The sequence below is a fragment of the Microbacterium sp. genome (genome assembly GCF_035687345.1).
GTDB lineage: Bacteria > Actinomycetota > Actinomycetes > Actinomycetales > Microbacteriaceae > Microbacterium.
This window is the reverse complement of record NZ_DASRXZ010000124.1, coordinates 19,500-35,331: the sequence shown is the minus strand read 5'-3', so window position 1 is coordinate 35,331 and position 15,832 is coordinate 19,500. Positions and strand designations below refer to the sequence as shown.

The following is a 15,832-nucleotide window of genomic DNA, read 5'->3' as shown; positions in this document are numbered from 1 at the left end:
GAACTTTTGTCGGGTTAACCCCCGGTCGTGGGCGCCGAGATTGCGCGAATGACGGGCGGATGCCGCATCCGATCGCAGTTCGCGCAATCTCGTGCGGGTCGGGCCCGCCCCGGCCTCAATCCGTCTGCGCGAGGTACTCGAGCTGGGCGCGCGTCGATGCCTCCGCCGCGAAGCGCACGGCCGGGTCGACGCGTGCGTACACGAGGTAGACGACGGTGGTCACGAGCTCCGGATCCCCCGACGGCTCGCGGCCGAGCTTCTCGAGCGCGGCGCGCACCTCGTCGAGGCGCGAGGCACGGTGCGCGGCGTAGCGCGCGCACACGTCGGCCAGGTCGGGAAGCCCCGGTCCGTGTGCGGGAAGCGCGGGGATCGCGCCGAACTCCGCGAGCCGGTCGAGGCTGCGCAGGTATGCGCCCAGCGACCCGCCCGGGTGCGCGATGATCGTCGAGCCGCGGCCGAGGATCGTGTCGCCCGTGATCATCGTCCCGCCCGCCGCGGCGTCTCCGCGCCATGCGGGCGCCTCGCGGCTCCCGTCCTCGACGGCGGTGTCGTCGGGGAGGTGGAAGCTCACGGAGTCGGCCGTGTGACCCGGGGTCGCGACCACTTCGAGCCGCACGCCCCCGGCCTCGATGAGCTCGCCCGCGGTGAGCGGTGCGCCGTCGTGGCAGAGGCGCGGATCGAACGCGCGCACCGGAGCCCCGGTCTGCTCGGCGAATCTCGGCGCCCCCTCCACGTGATCGCGGTGGTGGTGCGTCAGCAGGATCAGCTCGACCGGGCCCTCGGCCTGCAGCCGATCGAGGTGCTCGTCGTCGTCGGGACCGGGATCGACGACGATCGCACCGGTGTGACCCGGCGCGCGGATGATGAACGAGTTCGTGCCGTCGAGGGTCATCGGCCCGGCGTTCGGCGCGAGGAGGCGGGTGACCTGATCCGTCCACCGCTCGGCCGCGAGCACCGGGCGGATCACCGGGCGCTGACCTTGCCGAACAGGCGCGCGATCGGCGCGAGCACCATGGGCCGGGCCGCGACCCACGCGGCCGCGATGACGACCATCGAGGCGACGAAGATCCAGAAGCCCACCCAGTTCACGGCGTCCTGCGACGCGTACATGTGGTTCAGGTTGCGCAGGGCGCCGGTCGCGAACACGAGCACCACGTGCACGAAGATGAACAGCACGAAGTAGATCATCACGGGGAAGTGGATCGCCCGCGCCCACTCGACCGGGTACGCCTTGTTGAGTCCGGCGGCGTTCTTGGGCCACACGCCGCTCATGCGCACACCCGTGACGGCCGCGAGCGGGGCGGCGATGAACACGGTCGTGAAGTACGCGAGCTGCTGGAGCGAGTTGTAGTTCACCCAGCCGTTCTCCGTCGGCCAGTCGAGCGACACGTACTGCAGGGCGGCCGAGATCGCGTTCGGGAAGACCTCCCAGCTCGTCGGCACGATCCGCATCCACTGTCCGGTCGCGAACAGCAGGACGACGAAGATCAGTCCGTTCGCGAACCACAGGATGTCGAGCGACTGGTGGAACCACAGCGCGAGGCTGATCTTGCGCTTGCTGTTCCAACGCGGCGACCAGAATGCGGTCGGCCGCTTCTCGGTGCGCACCCGCAGGCCCGAGCGGATGATCAGCACGATCAGGAAGACGTTGAAGAAGTGCTGCCACCCGAGCCACGGCGGAAGGCCTACGGGCGCTCCCTCGGGCAGGTGGTACTCGCCCGGGTACGTCGCGAGGAAGTCCTGCATGAACTCGAGGCTCAGGAACCAGCGCACGAACAGGACGGCCATGCCTGCGGCGAACAGCAGTCCGAGCCCGCCGACGATCGCGGCGCCGGCCCACTGCCCGCGCGTGAAGGGTCCGATGCGCGTGGGCTCGGGTCGAGGCTCAGGACGAACGGATGCCGCGGCCCCGGGCCACACCGTCTGTGTGAACGGCAGCGGCGGGCGCGGGCCGGCGGACGCCACTTCGGCGACGGGCGCCACTTCGGCGGCGGGCGCTGTTGCGGCGGCGGGCGCTGTCGCGGTGGCGGCGGGGGTGGCGGATGCCGCGGGCGCCGTTGCCGCGGCCGGTGCCGCGCCCGGACGCGGGAGCCCCGTGCGCACGGCGCGCCCCTGCGTGGACGCGGGTGCTTCGGCTGCTGCCGCAGCCGGCGCCGGCGCCTCCGCGGTGGCGGCGGGTGCTTCGCCCTCGGTCGCTGAGCGAGCGGAGCGAGACGAAGCGGCAGCCTCCGCGGTGGTGCGATCCGGTGCGAAGCCGGCAGGCGGCCAGGGCTCTCCGCCCGGCGTGCGCGGGAGTCCACGGCGCAAGGGGCGGGTGCCGGCGGGCGCTGCGGCGGCTGCGGGCGCCTCGTCTCGCTGCGCTCGCTCGGCGACCGGGGTCGGGGCATCCGCGATGTCCGCGGCCGGGGTCGGGGCATCCGCGATGCCCGCGGCCGGGGCGGGAGTCGCCTGTCCGCTCTCGGCGACCGCCGCGGGAGCCGACGGCACGAGCGACTCCGGCGGCCACGGCTCTCCGCCCGGCGTGCGCGGCAGTCCGCGACGCACGCGGCGCGCGCCGACCGCGGCAGCCGCAGGAGCGGGCGCCGCCGGCACCGCAGGTGCGGCATCCGCACCCGCCTGCGCGGCCTCCGCGGCCTCCGCGGGCTCCGCCACGGCCGGCTCCGCCACCGCCGGCACCGCAACGACCGACTCCGCAACGACCGACGCCTCAGCGGCGGGAGCGGCGCTCAGCACGCCCTCGGGCACCTCGCCGTTCGGCGGCCAGGGTTCTCCCCCGGCCACGCGCGGGAGCCCGCGACGCAGCGTTCGGCCGTACGTTGCCATCCGGTTACGCCTTCTTCGCCTCGAGGGCCGCGATCAGCTGGGGCACGACCTGGAACACATCGCCCACGACGCCGAAGTCCGCGATCTCGAAGATCGGGGCATCCGCGTCCTTGTTGATCGCGACGATCGTCTTCGCCGTCTGCATGCCCGCCTTGTGCTGGATCGCACCCGAGATGCCGAGGGCGACATACAGCTGCGGCGACACCGAGACACCCGTCTGCCCGACCTGGTACGACTGAGGCACGTAGCCCGCGTCGACCGCGGCGCGCGACGCGCCCACGGCTGCGCCGAGCGCGTCGGCGAGCTGCTCGACCAGCGCGAACTTCTCGGCCGAGCCGAGGCCGCGTCCGCCGGAGACGACCCTCGCGGCACCGCGCAGCTCCGGACGCGACGACGTCGCCTCCGCCTGCTTCACCTCGCCGACCGACGCGGCGCGGCGGCCGGATGCCTGCACCGTGAGCGTCTCGGTCGCGAGCGGCTTCGCCTCGGCCCGAGCGTCGACCGCGCCGATGCGCACCGTGATGACGGGGGCACCCCACGTGACGGCCGAGTCGACACTGTAGGCGCCGCCGTACACGGAGTGGTGCGCGACCACACCTTCGGCGTCGCGCGAGACGCCGACCGCGTCGACCGCGACCCCGGAGCGCGTGCGCGCCGCGAACCGGCCCGCGACATCGCGCCCCTCGATCGAATGCGAGATGAGCACGGCGTCGGGGCGGACGAGATCGGATGCCGCCACGAGCGCGTCCACGACCGGAACCGTGAGCTGCTCGCCGAGCGCCTCCGGCTCGGCCACGAGCACCGTCGCGGCACCGAGCTCAGCGGCCGCGGCGGCGAGCGCATCGTGGTTCGCCGACGGTGCGACCAGGAGCGCGACCGGCGTGCCGACGCCCGCCGCGGCGCCGAGGAGCCCCGCCGCCGACTTCGCGAGCTGCCCGTCGGGCGTCGTGTCGAGGAGGACGAGGATCGAGTCTTCTGCGAACTCAGCCATCACCATGCGCCCTTCACACCAGCCGGTTCTCGATGAGGAAGTCGGCGAGCTTCTCGCCCGCATCGCCCTCGTCGACGATCTTGACTCCCGCCGCGCGCGGGGGCTTCTCGCTGATCGCGATCACGATCGAGCGCGAGGCATCCGCATCGTGCGGGTCGATCGCGAGATCGGCGAGCGACATGGTCTCGAACGGCTTCTTCTTCGCCGCCATGATCCCCTTGAAGTTGGGGAAGCGCGCATCGGGCAGGCGCTCCGTGATGGAGATCACCGCGGGAAGCTGCGCCGTGACCTCGGCCGTGCCGCCGTCGGTCGCGCGCTCGCCCGACACGGCAGCATCCGTGATCTCGACCGAGTTGAGGCTCGTCGCCGCCGGTACGTCGAGCAGTTCGGCGACCATCGACGCCATCATGCCGCCGGACCCGTCGGTGGACTGGTTGCCCGCGATCACGAGGTCGAAGCCGATCTTCTGCAGCGCCGCCGCGAGCACCTCGGCCGTCAGACCCATGTCGGCGCCGAGCAGCGCCTCGTCGACGACCTGCACCGCCGACGCGGCGCCCATCGCGAGGCCCTTGCGCACCGTCGCGGCGGCCGACTCGGGCGTCATCGACAGCACGACGACCTCGGTGCCCGGGTTCTTGTCGGCATAGCTGAGCGCGACCTCGAGGGAGCGCTCGCCGATCTCATCGAGGACGGCCTCACTCGCCGCGCGGTCGGCCAAGCCGGTCTCCAGGTTCAGCTTGCGGTCCCCATACGTGTCGGGGACCTCCTTCACCAGCACGACGATCTTCATCGACTCTCCTCACGCCTCCGGCGAGTCTACCGGCGGCCGTTTTATGTACCCAATCGGCGGGAGTATCCCCGCGCGGGTGGGCGGTTCAGCCCGTTTGTGCATACATTGCGGATGCCGCGGCGGCCGCATCCGCGCCTGGCCCCGGACCTGTCAGCGGTGCTCGAACCGCGGCTCCCGCTTCTCGCGGAACGCGGCCATGCCTTCCTTCTGGTCGGCCGTGTCGAACAGCGACGCGAACACGTGCCGCTCGAATCGCAGACCCTCGGCGAGCGGTGTCTCCATCGCCGCGTCGAGCGCCGCCTTCGTCGCGTACAGCGACGGGAGCGACTTCGATGCGATCGTCTCGGCGACGCGCCCTGCCTCGGTGAGCAGATCGTCCGCGGGGACCACGCGTGAGACCAGCCCGATGCGCTCGGCCTCGGTCGCGTCGATCATGCGCCCCGTGAGGATGAGCTCGGCCGCCTTGTAATACCCGACCGCGCGCACGAGGCGCTGCGAGCCGCCCATGCCCGGCATGACCCCGAGGTTGATCTCGGGCTGCCCGAACTTGGCGGTGTCGGCGGCGAGGATGATGTCGCACATCATGGCGAGCTCGCACCCGCCGCCGAGCGCATAGCCGGCGACGGCGGCGACGACCGGCGTGCGGAGGGCGGCGAAGCGCGGCCATCCGCCGAAGTGGTCGCCCATGAGCATCTCGAGGCCGGACTTCGACTCCATCTCCTTGATGTCGGCGCCGGCGGCGAACGCACGCTCGGAGCCGGTCACGACGATGCAGCCCACGCCCTCGTCGGCGTCGAACGCCTCGGCGGCGGAGAGGATGTCCCACATCACCTGGGTGTTGAGCGCGTTGAGCGCGTCGGGTCGGTTGATCGTGATCCAGCCGACGCGGCCTTCCTGCCGCACCAGGATCGTCTCGAACTCGGTCATCGAGCCTCCTCACGTTCCGGCGCGGTGCGCCGAGGTCCATTGTCTGTCACGAGCTGTACGTCGCCACGAACCGCGCCTGCTCGATGACGGCGTCCGCGTATCGGTCGAGGAACTCCTCACGAGAGGGCGCGCCCTCGACCGGCCGGCTCAGCGCGTACGCCCAGAAGTAGTAGTGGTGAACGCCGTGCCCGGCCGGCGGGTACGGCCCGACCCATCCCGGCCGCCCCGTGGAGTTCGGCCCGGGGCGTTCGGCGTCGGGAGTGACCTCGACGCGCGCGGCGGGCGCCAGCCCGTGGACGACCCAGTGCGTGAAGCCGTGCGGGCTCGGGGCATCCGGGTCGTGCATGATGACGGTCAGCTCGACCGTCCCCTCCGGAACGCCGGTGATCTCGAGCCGAGGCGGGCGGTCGGCGCCGCGTCCGGTGTGGTGATCGGGAATGCGCGCGAGCGGCCGGATGTCGGGCGATGAGATGGCGAGTTCGCCGATGCGTGGCATGCGTCTTCCTCCTCGTGTCGTGCTGCTGGCTAGTCTGAGTGCCGGAGGTGCCCGTGGCCCGCAACAGACGCCTGCCGATCGACCCGATCGCCGAAGCCCAGCGCCAATGGGTCGCGCACGGGTGGACGGATGCCGCGCCCGGCATGTCGCTCGTGACGTCGATCATGCGCGCGCACCAGCTCATGCTCGCGCGCGTCGACGAGACGCTGCGCCCCTTCCAGCTGACGTTCGCCCGATACGAGCTGCTGACACTCTTGAGCTTCTCGCGGTCGGGACGGATGCCGATGGCCTCGGCGAGCTCGCGCCTGCAGGTGCATCCGGCGAGCGTCACGAACACGGTCGACCGCCTCGAGGCCGTCGGGCTCGTGCGCCGCGAGCCGCACCCCGACGACGGCCGTGCGACGCTCGTCGTGCTCACCGACGCCGGGCGCGAGCTGTCCGAGCGGGCCACCGCCGCGCTCAACGAGAGCGTGTTCGAGCAGCCCGGCCTCTCGCGGGAGGACACCGAGCAGCTCGTCGAGCTCATCACGCGCCTCCGGCGCGACGCGGGCGACTTCGAGGACTGAGCGGGCGCCTGTCATCGATCGCCGGACAGCGCCCGGATGGTGTTGATGACTCCCGAGAAGTCCTGGTTCGCACCCGGGCCCTCCGCGAACTCCTTGTAGATCTCGCGTGCCATGAGCCCGAGCTTCGCGTCGACTCCGGTCGACTCGATCGCGCGTTCGGCGAGGCCGAGGTCCTTCGCCATGAGCGATCCGGCGAACCCGGGCTGGTAGTCGCGGTTCGCGGGCGAGGTCGGCACGGGTCCCGGCACGGGGCAGTTCGTCGTGAGCGCCCAGCACTGGCCCGACGCGTTCGAGGCGACGTCGAAGAGCGCCTGGTGCGTGAGTCCCAGCCGCTCCCCCAGCACGAACGCCTCGGCGACGGCGATCTGCGACACCGCGAGGATCATGTTGTTGCACACCTTCGCCGCCTGGCCGAGGCCGTCTCCGCCGCAGTGCACGACACGGCGGCCCATCGCCTCGAGGAGCGGCTTCGCCGCCTCGAAGTCCTCCTCGCCACCACCGACCATGAATGCGAGCGTCGCGTTCTCGGCGCCGACGACTCCGCCCGACACGGGGGCGTCGAGCGCGCGGTGACCGGCGGCCTCGGCGAGGCGGTGCGCCTCGCGCGCCTCGTCGACCGAGATCGTCGAGCAGTCGATGAACAGAGTCCCGGGCGGGGCGACGTCGACGAGCCCGTCCACGCCGTCGCCGCCCGAGTACGCCGCGAGCACCTGGGCTCCGGTCTGGAACATCGTGATGACGACCCGGGCGCCGGCTGCGGCATCCGGTCCTGACGAGGCCGTCTCGATGCCCGCTTCGTTCGCCGCCTGCATCGCGGCCGGCGACACATCGAAGCCGACGACGTCGTACCCGGCGGCCTTGAGATTCCTGGCCATGGGCAGGCCCATGTGCCCGAGGCCGAGGAACGCGACGCGAGCGCCCTGCTCGACGGCGGTCACGACGCACGCTCCAGCAGGTCACGGCCGATGATGACGCGCATGATCTCGTTCGTCCCTTCCAGGATCTGGTGCACGCGGAGGTCGCGCACGACCTTCTCGATGCCGTAATCCTGCAGGTAGCCGTAGCCGCCGTGAAGCTGAAGCGCCGCGTTCGCGACGCGGAACCCGACGTCGGTCGCGAAGCGCTTCGCCATCGCGGCGCGCACCGCGGCATCCGGCTCCTTCCGGTCGAGCGCCGTCGCGGCGTCCTGCACCATGAGGCGCGCCGCGTGCAGTTCGGTCGTCATGTCGGCGAGCGTGAAGACGACGGACTGCTTCTCGGCGAGCGGCTCGCCGAATGTGAAGCGCTCGTGCATGTAGCGGCGCGCCTTGTCGAGCGCCCACTGCGCCCCGCCGATCGAGCACGCGGCGATGTTGATGCGGCCGCCGTTGAGGCCGTTCATCGCGATCTTGAAGCCCTGGCCGAGCTCGCCGAGCACGGCGTCGGCGGGCACGCGCACCTCGTCGAGGATCACCTGGCGGGTCGGCTGCGCGTGCCAGCCCATCTTCTTCTCGAGCTGGCCGAACGACAGTCCCGGCGTGCCGTCGGGCACGACGAACGCGGTGATCCCGCGCGCGCCCGGGTCACCGGTGCGGGCCATGACGACATAGACGGATGCCTCGCCCCCACCCGAGATGAACTGCTTGACGCCCGTGATGACGTACTCGTCGCCGTCGCGGATCGCGGACGTCGCGATCGCCGCGGCATCCGATCCCGCTCCCGGCTCGGTGAGGCAGTACGCGCCGAAGCCCTGCATCGACGTGAGCGTCGGGAGCCACTCGGCGCGCTGGGCGTCGCTGCCGTAGGTGTCGATCATCCACGCGACCATGTTGTGGATCGAGATGTACGACGCGATCGCGGGGTCGCCCTTCGCAAGCTCCTCGTACACAGCGGCCGCGTCGACCCGGGCGAGACCGGTGCCGCCCGACTCCTCGCGGACGGTGATGCCGCCGATGCCGAGCTCACCCGCTCGTTGGAGGACGTCTCGCGGGAAATGGGACTTCTCGTCCCACTCGATCGCGTTGGGCTCGAGCTCGGTCTGCGCGAACTCGCGCACCGCCTCGATGATCGCGGCTCGCTCCTCCGCCGTCATCGCGGGGTTGCTCAGGGTGGTCGCCATGGGGGTCTCCTCGGTTCACAACCCGGGCCGGCCCTTCGTGGGGGCGTGCGGCCCGTGTGCCGTCGTTGGCACGACTCCCATGATACTTGGACATCCAAGTAAATGGCGAACCGAACAGCGGCTCCGTGCGACTACAGCTCCCGCAGGATCTCCTCCACCCGCTGCTTCGCGTCGCCGAACAGCATCGCGGCATTCTCGCGGTAGAACAGCGGGTTCGCGACCCCCGCGTATCCCGACGCCATCGAGCGCTTGAACACGACGACCTGCTGGGCCTCCCACACGCGCAGCACCGGCATGCCGGCGATCGGCGAGCCGGGGTCCTCGGCCGCGGCGGGGTTCACCGTGTCGTTCGCGCCGATCACGAGCACGACGTCGGTGGTCGCGAAGTCGTCGTTGATCTCGTCCATCCCCAGCACGATGTCGTACGGCACGCGGGCCTCGGCGAGCAGCACGTTCATGTGCCCGGGCAGGCGCCCGGCGACGGGGTGGATGCCGAAGCGAACGCTCACGCCGAGCTCGCGCAGGCGGCTCGTCAGCCCCGCGACCGGGTACTGGGCCTGCGCGACCGCCATGCCGTAGCCGGGCGTGATGATGACGCTGTCGGCGTCGCGCAGCAGCTGCGCGACGTCCTCCGGCCCGAGCTCCCGGTACTCGCCGTGCTCGGCATCCGATGCTGTCGGCGCCTCGATGCCGAAACCGCCCGCGATGACCGACAGGAACGACCGGTTCATCGCTTTGCACATGATGTACGACAGGTAAGCGCCGGATGACCCGACGAGCGCACCCGTCACGATCAGCAGGTCGTTGTTCAGCAGGAAGCCCGCCGCGGCCGCCGCCCAGCCGGAGTAGCTGTTGAGCATCGACACGACGACGGGCATGTCGCCCCCGCCGATCGACGCGACCAGATGCCACCCGAGCGCGAGCGCGAGCACCGTCACGGCGATGAGCAGCCACAGCTGCGGGTCGATCACGAACCACACGGTGAGCGCCACGAACACGACGAGCGCTCCGAGGTTCATCGCGTTGCGACCCGGAAGCACGAGCGGCGCCGACGACATGCGGGCCGACAGCTTGAGGAAGGCGACGATCGAGCCCGTGAACGTCACGGCGCCGATGAACACGCCGATGAAGACCTCGGCGTGGTGGATGCCGACGAGCTCGGCCGGCAGCTCGGGCTCGTCGAGGTATCCGTTCCACCCCACGAGCACAGCGGCGAGACCCACGAAGCTGTGCAGTAGCGCGATGAGCTGCGGCATGCCGGTCATCTCGACGACGCGAGCGCGCCACAGGCCGATCGCGGCACCGATGAGCACGGCGACCACGAGCAGCACGAGTCCGAACGTGGCGCCGGTCGTCCACGCGTCGAGCACGGTGAGCACGATCGTGGCGGCGAGCGCGATCGTCATGCCGACGATGCCGTAGACGACGCCGTTGCGGGCGCTCTCGTGGCGGCTGAGCCCCGCGAGGCTCATGATGAACAGCAGCGCGGCGACGATGTAGGCGGCCGCCGCGATGGACTCGGCCGTCACCGGGTGGCCCCCGCGCTCTGGGCGGGCGTGTCTTCTCGGAAGAACATCTTGAGCATGCGGCGCGTGACCGCGAAGCCGCCGAAGACGTTGATGCTCGCGACGAGGATCGCGGCGAACGCGAGCGCCTGCACGACCGGGTCACCGCTCGTGACCTGCAGCATCGCGCCGACGACGATGATGCCCGAGATCGCGTTCGTCACCGACATGAGCGGCGTGTGCAGAGCATGGTGCACCTTGCCGATCACGTAGAAGCCCACGACGACGGAGAGCACGAGCACCGTGAGATGCTGCGGCAGGGGCGGCGGCGCGATCGCGGCGACCGCGAACAGCGCCACGATGCCCGCCGCGATGAGCAGGGCCCTCCCCCACAGCGGCATCCGCTTCGCCTCGGCCGGTTCCGCCTCGACCTCGGGAGCCCGCGCGGGAGCGGGCGGCGCCGAGACCGCGACCGGGGGCGGCGGCCATGTCGTCTCCCCGTCGCGCACGACGGTCACCGCGCGCTGCACGACGTCGTCGAAGTCGATGACGAGCGTGCCGTCCTTGTTCGGCGTGAGGAGCTTGAGGAGGTTGACGAGGTTCGTGCCGTACAGCTGCGACGCCTGCGCCGGCAGTCGCGATGCGAGGTCGGAGTACCCGAGGATCACGACGCCGTTGTCGGTGACCACGCGCTCGCCGTTGACGGATCCCTCGACGTTGCCGCCCTGGGCGGCGGCCATGTCGACGATGACGCTGCCGGGTTTCATCGTCGCGACCATGTCGGCGGTGATGAGGCGCGGAGCCTGGCGGCCGGGGATCTGCGCGGTCGTGATGACGATGTCGACGTCGCGCACCTGCTCGGCGTAGAGCGCGGCGGCGGCGCGGTCGTAGTCCTCGGACGTCGCCTTCGCGTAGCCGTCGGTCGACTCCATGCGTTCGTCGACCTCGACCGCGAGGTACTCGCCGCCGATCGAGCGCACCTGGTCGGCGACCTCCGGACGCGGGTCGGTCGCGCGCACGATCGCGCCGAGGCTGCTCGCGGCTCCGATCGCGGCGAGTCCCGCGACACCCGCACCGGCCACGAGCACCTTCGCGGGCGGCACCTTGCCGGCGGCCGTCACCTGGCCCGTGAAGAAGCGTCCGAACTCGTGCGCCGCCTCGACGACGGCGCGGTAGCCGGCGATGTTCGCCATCGAGCTCAGCACATCCATCGACTGCGCGCGCGAGATGCGAGGCACCGCGTCGAGGGCGATCGCCGTGAGGCCGCGCGTGCTGAGCGCCTCCAGCAGGTCGGGGCGCAGCGCGGGAGACAGCAGGGCCGCGATCGCCGCCCCGTCGGCCAGCCGGTCGATCTCGTCGCGCGTGGGCGGGTTGATCTTGAGCACGAGGTCGCTGCCCCATGCCTCCGGCGGGTCGACCACGCGTGCGCCCGATGCCTCGTACGCGGCATCCGGGAATGACGACGCCTCACCTGCCCCGCGTTCCACGACCACCTCGTAGCCGAGCGACACGAGTGCCGTCACGGTCACGGGCGTCGCGGCGACGCGCGCGTCCCCCACCTCGCGGACGATTCCGATCCGAGCCACACTGCTCCCTTCAGGTCCGCCCACTGGCGTCCTTCGACGGCGAGCGCCCGTCGCCGGGCGCTCCGGCCAGACTATGTGCCCGCCGGTTGCCGTGCATCTTCGTGCGGAACTCCGGAGATCCGGGTGGAGTGCCGCTGAGCGGCCCTGGAATCACGCGGCCGCGGGCCGCGGCGCATCCGGATCTCCGGAGTTGCGCACGCGTGCGTCAGTCGGCGGCCTCCTCGGCGCGCGCCGCGACCGCCGCCGTCGCCTCATCCGGAACATAGCCGTCGACGTGGCGCTCGTCGGGGCCGTTGTACGCCGACAGCGGCCGGATGAGCGCGTTCGAGGCGAGCTGCTCCATGATGTGCGCCGTCCACCCCGTCACGCGCGCCGCGACGAACAGCGGCGTGAACGTGGGCGTGTCGAAGCCCATGAGGTTGTACGCGGGGCCCGAGGGGTAGTCGAGGTTCGGGTAGATGCCCTTGCGCGACACGAACTCCGACTCGAGCTTCTCGTACAGCTCCGCGACCTCCGGCCGGTCGTAGTGCTCGACGAGCGTGTCGAGAGCGGCCTTCATCGTGGGCACGCGCGAGTCGCCGCGCTTGTAGACGCGGTGCCCGAAGCCCATGATCTTGCGCTTCTCCGCGAGCGCCTCGTCGAGCCACGGCGCGACGTTCGACGCGTCGCCGATCTCGTCGAAGATGTGCAGCACGGCCTCGTTCGCCCCTCCGTGGAGGGGTCCCTTGAGCGCGCCGATCGCGCCGACGACCGCGGAGTACAGGTCGCTCAGCGTCGACGCGATGACTCGCGCGGTGAACGTCGAGGCGTTGAACGAGTGCTCGGCGTACAGGATCATCGACCGGTTGAACGCGTCGACTACGACGTCCTCGGGCATCTCACCGAACGTCATCCACAGGAAGTTGGCGGCGTAGTCGAGGTCGTCGCGCGGCTCGACGGGATCGAGTCCGCGCCGGCGGCGCTGACCGTACGCGACGATCGCGGGAAGAACGGCGAACAGGCGGATGCTGCGCGCCAGGTTCTCCTCGGCGGAGCCGCTCGCGTCGAGCACCGAGCCGGTACCGGCGAGGTCGCGCGCACCGATGAGGCTCACGGCGGTGCGGACCTCGTCCATCGGGTGGGCGTCGATCGGGACCCGGTCGATGACCGCGCGCACGTCGGCGGGGAGCGCGCGGTACGAGCGCTCGACGGCGCGCAGCTGCGCGAGCTGCACATCGTCGGGGAGCTCGCCGTGCCACAGCAGGTACGCGACCGCCTCGAACGGCTGCGTCGCCGCGAGCTCCTGCACGGGGTAGCCGCGGTACAGCAGGGAGTTCGTGTCGGGGTTCACCTTCGAGATCGCGGTGTAGTCGACGACGACGCCCGCGAGTCCCTTCTTGATGTCCGGTTCGGTCGTCATGGTGCTCCTTCGCGGGTCAACGCTCGACGTGGAAGTTGAAGACGTTCGTGTCGAAGTGGTTGTAGGACTCGTAGTCGACGAGGTCGTACAGCTCGGCGCGGTGCTGCATCTGGTCGAGCCTCCTCGTGAGGTGTCCTTCTTCGATGAGCGTATCCAGAGCGCCGGATGCCGCGCCCATCGCGATCCGCAGGAGCGAGACCGGCCAGATCACGATGTTCACGCCGACGTCGCGCAGCTGGTCCACCGAGAAGAGGTCGCTCTTCCCGAACTCCGTCATGTTCGCGAGGATCGGCACGTCGACCGCGGCGCGCACCGCGGCGAACTCGTCGAGCGTGCGCATCGCCTCGGGGAAGATCGCGTCGGCGCCCGCCTCGACGAGCGCCTTCGCGCGGTCGATCGCCGCGTCGAGGCCCTCGACGGCGCGGATGTCGGTGCGGGCCATGATGAGGAAGTTCGGATCGCGACGCGCGTCGGCCGCGGCACGGATGCGCTTGGCCGCGGTGTCCTCGTCGACGACGGCCTTGCCGTCGAGGTGCCCGCACCGCTTGGGGTTGATCTGGTCCTCGATGTGCGTGCCGGCAAGACCCGCGTCCTCGAGTGTCTGGATCGTGCGGGCGACGTTCATGGGCTCGCCGAAGCCCGTGTCGGCGTCGATGATCGCGGGGAGATCGGTCATGCGCGCGATCTGCTGCCCGCGGCCCGCGACCTCGGTGAGGGTCGTGAGGCCGATATCGGGCAGGCCCAGGTCGGCCGACAGCACGGCGCCCGAGATGTAGACGCCTTCGAAGCCCTTGCGCTCGATGAGGCGCGCGGACAGCGGGTTGAACGCCCCCGGGAACCGCAGCAGCTCCCCGGTCGCGAGCCGCTCGCGGAAGGCGCGCCGCTTCTCGGCGGGCGTGATGGTCGAGTACAGCATCAGATCCTCCCCGGGTCGCTGAGCTCGTCGAAGCGTCGCATCAGAACAGGCCCTTCGGCGCCGGCGCGCTCGCGAGGACGCCGGGCTTCGCGACGATCGAGAGCTGACGCACCTCGTCGGCCGTGAGCTCGGGCAGGCGCTGGGCGAGTTCGAGGAACCGCTCGATCTCGTCCGGGTCGAGCACGGGCTCGGCGAGCAGGCGGAACTTGCGGACGTAGTCCTCGCGCACGAACGGCCGGGCGCCGAGCGGGTGCGCGTCGGCGACCGCGATCTCCTCGACGATCTCGCCGCCGTCGGCGAAGCGGATCACGACCCGGCCGCCGAACGCCTTCTCGTTCGGGTCCTCCGAGTGGTAGCGGCGGGTCCACTCCGGGTCTTCCTCGGTCGTGACCTTCTGCCACAGCGCGACGGTGTCGGGCCGCGCGGCGCGCTCGGGAAGGTACGAGTCGACGTGGTGCCACGTGCCGTCCTGCAACGCGACGGTGAAGATGTACGGGATCGAGTGGTCGAGCGTCTCGCGCGACGCGGTGGGGTCGTACTTCTGCGGGTCGTTGGCGCCCGACCCGATCACGTAATGCGTGTGGTGGCTCGTGTGCAGCACGATCGACTCGATGTTGTCGGGCGCGAACGCGTGCTCGGGGTGCTCGTTGTGGAGCTTTCGCGCGAGGTCGATCCACGCCTGCGCCTGGTACTCGGCGGAGTGCTCCTTCGTGTACGAGTCGAGGATGCCGCGCTTGGGCTCGCCCGGTGCGGGCAGGGGCACCTCGTACGAGGCATCCGGCCCGTCCAGCAACCACGCGATCACACCGTCTTCGCCTTCGTAGATCGGCGAGGGCGACGTCTCGCCGCGCATCGCGCGGTCGACCGCCTCGACGGCCATCTTGCCCGCGAACGCCGGGGCGTGCGCCTTCCACGTCGAGATCTCGCCCTTGCGCGACTGGCGGGTCGCGGTCGTCGTGTGCAGGGCCTGCCCGATCGCCTGGTAGATCGTCTCGACGGGCAGCCCGAGGAGCGTGCCGATGCCGGCGGCGGCCGACGGGCCGAGGTGAGCGACGTGGTCGATCTTGTGCTTGTGCAGGCTGATCGCGCGGACGAGGTCGATCTGGATCTCGTATCCGGTCGCGAGGCCGCGCACGAGCGCCGCCCCGTCGGAGCCGACATGCTGCGCGACCGCGACGATCGGGGGGATGTTGTCGCCGGGGTGCGAGTAGTCCGCCGCGAGGAACGTGTCGTGGTAGTCGAGCTCGCGCACGGCGACGCCGTTCGCCCATGCCGCCCACTCGGGCGACGTGCGGCGCTCGAGCGGGCACCCGAACACGGTCGCGCCGTCACCCGAGATCGAGACGGCGTGGTCGAGGGCCTGCTGGCGGGCGGCGCTGACGGGTGCACGGGTGAGGGATGCCGCTGCGACCGCCGCGTTGTCGATGACGCGGTTGATGATCATGTCGACGACGTCGGGCTCGACCTCGACCGGGTCGGCGGCGACTTCGGCGATCTTCCACGCGAGCTGGTCCTCCCGAGCGAGGTTCTCTTCGCTGCGGTGGACACGGACGTGATGCATGACGGTCATGCTCTTCCTTTCGTGAGGCGCGGCCCTTCGACGAGCTCAGGGACCGAAGTTGCAAGCTCGGGAACCGGCCCTGTGCCCGCCATCCCACCGGTCGCTGAGCCTGTCGAAGCGTCACCGGACCCAGCACCGACCCCGGTCGCTGAGCCTGTCGAAGCGTCGCCGGAC

General features: G+C 71.0%; 14 protein-coding genes. 1 reads left to right on the top strand and 13 read right to left on the bottom strand.

What is annotated here, in order from left to right:
* Positions 1-115 precede the first annotated feature (115 nt).
* The 6 genes from VFF97_RS14125 to VFF97_RS14100 all read right to left on the bottom strand — a co-directional run bounded on the left by VFF97_RS14125 (position 116) and on the right by VFF97_RS14100 (position 6,027).
* Positions 116-967: an MBL fold metallo-hydrolase gene (locus VFF97_RS14125; RefSeq protein ID WP_325034134.1), complete on the bottom strand. Its 852-nt coding sequence runs from the start codon at positions 965-967 to the stop codon at positions 116-118.
* Positions 964-2,823, bottom strand: a complete 1,860-nt coding sequence (locus VFF97_RS14120) for a cytochrome b/b6 domain-containing protein (RefSeq protein WP_325034133.1) — start codon at positions 2,821-2,823, stop codon at positions 964-966. Before VFF97_RS14120 ends, VFF97_RS14125 begins: the two co-directional genes overlap by 4 nt.
* A 4-nt stretch (positions 2,824-2,827) precedes the next feature.
* The gene (locus VFF97_RS14115) at positions 2,828-3,814 is read right to left on the bottom strand and encodes an electron transfer flavoprotein subunit alpha/FixB family protein (protein WP_325034132.1); all 987 of its coding nucleotides are present in this window, start codon (positions 3,812-3,814) and stop codon (positions 2,828-2,830) included.
* 13 nt (positions 3,815-3,827) lie between these two features.
* Complete coding sequence (locus VFF97_RS14110) at positions 3,828-4,604, bottom strand: electron transfer flavoprotein subunit beta/FixA family protein (protein ID WP_325034131.1); 777 nt, start codon at positions 4,602-4,604, stop codon at positions 3,828-3,830.
* 150 nt (positions 4,605-4,754) lie between these two features.
* A complete protein-coding gene (locus VFF97_RS14105; protein WP_325034130.1) occupies positions 4,755-5,531 on the bottom strand; it encodes an enoyl-CoA hydratase in 777 nt (258 codons plus the stop codon).
* Positions 5,532-5,577: 46 nt separating this feature from the next.
* Positions 5,578-6,027 (bottom strand): YbhB/YbcL family Raf kinase inhibitor-like protein, encoded by a 450-nt coding sequence (locus VFF97_RS14100; protein WP_325034129.1) that lies wholly within the window; start codon positions 6,025-6,027, stop codon positions 5,578-5,580.
* Positions 6,028-6,080: 53 nt separating this feature from the next.
* On the opposite strand from VFF97_RS14100, the gene VFF97_RS14095 reads away from it, so the two are divergent.
* Complete coding sequence (locus VFF97_RS14095; RefSeq protein ID WP_325034128.1) at positions 6,081-6,593, top strand: MarR family transcriptional regulator; 513 nt, start codon at positions 6,081-6,083, stop codon at positions 6,591-6,593.
* Between the two features lie 11 nt (positions 6,594-6,604).
* On the opposite strand, the gene mmsB is transcribed toward VFF97_RS14095, so the two are convergent.
* The 7 genes from mmsB to VFF97_RS14060 all read right to left on the bottom strand — a co-directional run bounded on the left by mmsB (position 6,605) and on the right by VFF97_RS14060 (position 15,667).
* Positions 6,605-7,531 (bottom strand): 3-hydroxyisobutyrate dehydrogenase, encoded by a 927-nt coding sequence (mmsB, locus tag VFF97_RS14090; RefSeq protein WP_325034127.1) that lies wholly within the window; start codon positions 7,529-7,531, stop codon positions 6,605-6,607.
* Positions 7,528-8,691: an acyl-CoA dehydrogenase family protein gene (locus VFF97_RS14085; protein ID WP_325034126.1), complete on the bottom strand. Its 1,164-nt coding sequence runs from the start codon at positions 8,689-8,691 to the stop codon at positions 7,528-7,530. The genes mmsB and VFF97_RS14085 overlap by 4 nt, the downstream gene beginning before the upstream one ends.
* 131 nt (positions 8,692-8,822) lie before the next feature.
* Positions 8,823-10,220 carry a Re/Si-specific NAD(P)(+) transhydrogenase subunit beta gene (gene pntB / locus VFF97_RS14080; protein WP_325034125.1) on the bottom strand — a complete coding sequence of 466 codons (1,398 nt, stop codon included), beginning with the start codon at positions 10,218-10,220 and terminating at the stop codon, positions 8,823-8,825.
* Positions 10,217-11,782 (bottom strand): Re/Si-specific NAD(P)(+) transhydrogenase subunit alpha, encoded by a 1,566-nt coding sequence (locus VFF97_RS14075; protein ID WP_325034124.1) that lies wholly within the window; start codon positions 11,780-11,782, stop codon positions 10,217-10,219. The genes pntB and VFF97_RS14075 overlap by 4 nt, the downstream gene beginning before the upstream one ends.
* A gap of 205 nt (positions 11,783-11,987) precedes the next feature.
* Entirely contained in the window at positions 11,988-13,181 is a 1,194-nt protein-coding gene (locus VFF97_RS14070; RefSeq protein ID WP_325034123.1) for a bifunctional 2-methylcitrate synthase/citrate synthase, read from the bottom strand.
* 16 nt (positions 13,182-13,197) lie between these two features.
* The gene (prpB, locus tag VFF97_RS14065; protein WP_325034122.1) at positions 13,198-14,097 is read right to left on the bottom strand and encodes a methylisocitrate lyase; all 900 of its coding nucleotides are present in this window, start codon (positions 14,095-14,097) and stop codon (positions 13,198-13,200) included.
* A gap of 40 nt (positions 14,098-14,137) precedes the next feature.
* The gene (locus tag VFF97_RS14060; protein WP_325034121.1) at positions 14,138-15,667 is read right to left on the bottom strand and encodes an MmgE/PrpD family protein; all 1,530 of its coding nucleotides are present in this window, start codon (positions 15,665-15,667) and stop codon (positions 14,138-14,140) included.
* Positions 15,668-15,832 lie beyond the last annotated feature (165 nt).

Coding starts and splice junctions, on each gene's coding strand:
- VFF97_RS14120 (WP_325034133.1), bottom strand. CDS start 2,823: ATGGCAACGTACGGCCGAACGCTGCGTCGCGGGCTCCCGCGCGTGGCC.
- VFF97_RS14115 (WP_325034132.1), bottom strand. CDS start 3,814: ATGGCTGAGTTCGCAGAAGACTCGATCCTCGTCCTCCTCGACACGACG.
- VFF97_RS14110 (WP_325034131.1), bottom strand. CDS start 4,604: ATGAAGATCGTCGTGCTGGTGAAGGAGGTCCCCGACACGTATGGGGAC.
- VFF97_RS14105 (WP_325034130.1), bottom strand. CDS start 5,531: ATGACCGAGTTCGAGACGATCCTGGTGCGGCAGGAAGGCCGCGTCGGC.
- VFF97_RS14100 (WP_325034129.1), bottom strand. CDS start 6,027: ATGCCACGCATCGGCGAACTCGCCATCTCATCGCCCGACATCCGGCCG.
- VFF97_RS14085 (WP_325034126.1), bottom strand. CDS start 8,691: ATGGCGACCACCCTGAGCAACCCCGCGATGACGGCGGAGGAGCGAGCC.
- VFF97_RS14070 (WP_325034123.1), bottom strand. CDS start 13,181: ATGACGACCGAACCGGACATCAAGAAGGGACTCGCGGGCGTCGTCGTC.
- prpB (WP_325034122.1), bottom strand. CDS start 14,097: ATGCTGTACTCGACCATCACGCCCGCCGAGAAGCGGCGCGCCTTCCGC.
- VFF97_RS14060 (WP_325034121.1), bottom strand. CDS start 15,667: ATGACCGTCATGCATCACGTCCGTGTCCACCGCAGCGAAGAGAACCTC.